The sequence below is a fragment of the uncultured Ruthenibacterium sp. genome, assembly GCF_963558415.1.
In the GTDB taxonomy this organism is placed as follows: domain Bacteria; phylum Bacillota; class Clostridia; order Oscillospirales; family Ruminococcaceae; genus Ruthenibacterium.
Map to the genome: position 1 here is coordinate 1 of NZ_CAUWGY010000133.1, position 3639 is coordinate 3639.

Below are 3639 nucleotides of genomic sequence, written 5' to 3' on the forward strand. Positions count from 1 at the left end.
CAACTTATTGGCAAGTATGCTGATGCATTTGAAATGACAAAAGTACTAGGAGATTTAATTGGAAGTTACAGTCATGGCATGAAACAAAAGTTGGCGTTGATTTCTGCTTTGATGCGGCAGCCCAAACTTTTGATTTTGGATGAACCTTTTGTCGGTTTGGATCCGAAGGCCGCATATGTAATGAAAAAATTTTTGCGAGAGCTGTGTCAAAAAGGAGGAGCGGTTTTATTTTCTACTCATGTATTAGAAGTGGCTCAGAAACTTTGTGATCGCCTGGTCATTATACAAAAGGGTCATCTGGTGGAGCAGGGAAGAACCGATGAAATTGTGGGAAATTCAGACTTGGAATCTGTTTTTTTGGAGTTAGCACAAGAGGGTGAGTGGAATGCGTAAATTATGGGTTTTGCTCAAAATTAATTTTCGCTCATTATTGGCGGCTCTATCGATGGGCTCATCTAGCCGGAAAAAGGGGAGGGGCACAGTGATGCTGATCACCGTCGGAATTTTAATAATGTTTTTGTCATGCTACTATTGTGTATTAGGCGGCTATCTTTTAAATATGATTGACGCGATTGATTACTTGTTTCCGATAGCAGCTTTTTTATCCTGTTGTGCGAGTTTGTTATTTACTGTGTTTTGTGCGACAGGTGTAGTTTTTGGCGGACGCGATATGGACTTAATGTTGAGTTTGCCAATTCAACCCTTTTTTATTATGCTGTCCAAACTTTTAGCCTTATATTTGGAAAATTTTATGTTCTGCGCGGTGATTATGATTCCGGCTGCTTTCGTACAGTTATATTGGCAAGGAAGGATTTCTGCGGGTTATTGGATTGCGGTGGCATTGATTGTTGTACTGGTAGCGTCTTTGCCTACTCTATTTAGCACACTGATAGGCTGTGTAATTTCTTTTTTGTCCAGTAGGTTGAAGCATAAGGCCTTAGTAGCAAATATTCTTTATTTAGGCGTGTTTTTGGCCATTTTTGCGGGAATATTTTCTTTGCAAATGAGATTGACAAATAAATTACCAACACGAGCGGAATTGTCCAATTTTGTTGTAAATTGGTTATATCCGTTTGAACTGATTCATCGAGCAATCTTGGGAGATGGATGGGCCTTTTTCATTTTCTTGCTTGGAGTATTAGTTCCGTTTCTTTTGATTATTTATCTTTTTAGTGCCAAATACCAAAAAATTTTGGCCGGGCTTGTTCCTTATGCAGGAAAAAGTGATTATCAGATGAAAAGAATCGGAATTTCAGCCCCCTTTAATGCGCTATTTCAAAAAGAATGGAAAAGATATTTCGGATGTCCGGTTTATGTAGCAAATACACTATTGGGACCGATTTTTCTACTGGTTGGTGGGATCGGTGCCATTTACTTGAGGGCAGATTTACAAATCTTATTGGCTCAAACGGGCATGGAGGAATTCATTCCACAGATTTTATCAATTGCTGCAGTTTTTATTTTGTCCATTACATGTACAACTCATGTTTCAATCAGCATGGAAGGAAAAAACTTATGGATTTTAAAGGCGTCACCTTTGACTCCGATGACCGTGTTTGGTGCCAAAATTGCACTGCAGCTAGTCATAATTTGGCCGGCGGTTTTGATTGCAGGTTTGTGCGTGACAATTGCATTTCACATGAGTTTATTGGATGCGACACTTTTGTTCTTTTTATGTTTGTCATATAGTATGATGACGGCCCTATGGGGATTGGTTGTGAATTTAACCTTCCCTAAAATGGACTGTGAAAATGATACGGTTATCGTAAAACAATCTGCTTCTGCCATGATTGTAATATTAGGTGGAATGCTTCTTACAGCCATCATTGGAGTGTTTGTTTGGTTTACGCAAACATGGATCCCATTTTTTGTTCAGGCGGGAATATTGAGCATGATATTTACAATAACTGCAATTCTATGTGGCATATGGCTTTCTAGAAACGGCGAAAGACGGTTGCTTCAGATTTAAAGAGGCCTCCTGTTCAACTGAGAACAGGAGGCCTCTTTTTAGTGCTGTGTGCGTTCTAACAACGCCTTTATTTTTTCATGTGGATCGATAATAGCGCTCACGGACATATCATGGTTTAATGCAGCGATGAAATAAGCAATGTATTTAGAGACATCCACTTCATGGAACCAAGGACGTTGCAGAAGCTCAGGAGTACGATAGGTGAGGTTAGAACCAAAGACACCATCGATCATCCCAGAGGCATAAGCCTTGTCAAACTCTGCGAGGCCGTTGGTGAAAATAGCGTAAGTGGCGTTGGCAAAAATACGTTTTGCACCCTGTTTTTTCAAGGCAACAGCAATGTCAAGCATGCTTTCACCAGAGGAGATGATGTCATCTGCAACAAATACATCTTTGTTTTCGACGCTTTCGCCCAAGTATTCGTGTGCAACGATGGGGTTGCGTCCATTTACAACACGAGAGTAATCACGCCGTTTGTAGAACATACCAAGATTTACGCCCAAAACGCTTGCATAATACATATTACGATTCAAGGCGCCTTCATCCGGACTGATTACCATAAAGTGATCGCGGTCCAGTTTTAAATCGGGTACAGCTTTGAGGAGTGCCTTCATAACTTGATAAGTGGGCATTACATTGTCGAATCCCATCAAAGGAATGGCATTTTGCATGCGAGGGTCATGCGCATCGAAAGTAATAATGTTCTCTACACCCATTGCTTGAAGCTCCTGCAATGCAACTGCACAGTCCAAGCTTTCGCGATAATTACGACGATGCTGACGGCTTCCATACAACATAGGCATGATGACGTTTACACGATGCGCTTTTCCGCCAATTGCCTGAATCAGACGCTTCAAATTTTGAAAGTGATCATCGGGCGACATGAAATTTAAATTTCCGAATAAATTGTATTTGCAGCTATAATTTCCAACATCAATTACAAGATAAACATCGTCTCCACGCACGGAGGATTTGATCATACCTTTACCGTCGCCTGAAGAAAACCGGGGACATTCACTTTCAATAATGAAGGTTTCCTGTTCTAGACCAGCTTCTTTGGCCCAACGAAGAAGATGATAGTTAATTTTTTCAGTTAACTCTTCTGCGCCGGGACTAGCGATTAAGGCCAATTCTGATACTTGATCTTCGATTTTGAAAAAATCTTTTGCGCCCTTTTTCTGAACCATGTAAGACACTTCTCCTTAAAATTTGTTATTTCAATAAAGGTTCAACGTCACCGCATTTGTAATCTTATTATAGCATATTTCATAGAGGTTCTTCTTCTGATTTTACAGTTTTTTTAATTTTTGTCGTTTTGTTTGAAAAACAGAAGAAAAAAGAAAACTTTTGCACAGGTTCTGCTAGATTTTTATTTCAAAAGGTATCTTAAAATAAGAATAATCTCTAAAAATAGAATCGCCAAAACTTTGTTTCAAAAGTTTATCCCAATTTTTCCATCCGCCGTTGTGAACAGGGGAGATTTACTTTTACACAAATGTGGAATTGTTTTATCCGGGTTCCTTCAACTCGTAAAGCGCAGACACTGCACTCGCCTTGAAGAAAGAATATAATTATAAAAACAAAAACCGCCTAAACACGAAGTTTAAGCGGTTTTGTGGAGCTGCTAAGCAGATTTGAACTGCTGACCTCATCCTTACCAAGGATGCGCT

Annotated in this window: 3 protein-coding genes; 2 read left to right on the top strand and 1 reads right to left on the bottom strand. The window is 39.7% G+C overall.

Annotation, left to right across the window (positions count from 1 at the left end; genetic code table 11):
• Together AB5H98_RS12970 and AB5H98_RS12975 are read left to right on the top strand one after the other, a co-directional pair.
• A partial coding sequence (locus AB5H98_RS12970) for an AAA family ATPase (RefSeq protein ID WP_367926305.1) occupies nt 1–393 on the top strand: 393 nt, incomplete at its 5' end.
• On the top strand, nt 386–1969 hold the full coding sequence (locus tag AB5H98_RS12975) for a hypothetical protein (RefSeq protein ID WP_367926306.1): 1584 nt from the start codon (nt 386–388) through the stop codon (nt 1967–1969). The genes AB5H98_RS12970 and AB5H98_RS12975, both read left to right, overlap by 8 nt.
• A 38-nt stretch (nt 1970–2007) precedes the next feature.
• Here AB5H98_RS12975 and AB5H98_RS12980 read toward each other — a convergent pair whose 3' ends face one another.
• The gene (locus tag AB5H98_RS12980; protein WP_367926307.1) at nt 2008–3156 is read right to left on the bottom strand and encodes a ribose-phosphate pyrophosphokinase; all 1149 of its coding nucleotides are present in this window, start codon (nt 3154–3156) and stop codon (nt 2008–2010) included.
• Nucleotides 3157–3639: the final 483 nt, after the last annotated feature.

Excerpts from the sequence above, each read along its gene's own strand:
- AB5H98_RS12980 (WP_367926307.1), bottom strand. The coding sequence starts at position 3,156 with ATGGTTCAGAAAAAGGGCGCAAAAGATTTTTTCAAAATCGAAGATCAA.
- AB5H98_RS12975 (WP_367926306.1), top strand. The coding sequence starts at position 386 with ATGCGTAAATTATGGGTTTTGCTCAAAATTAATTTTCGCTCATTATTG.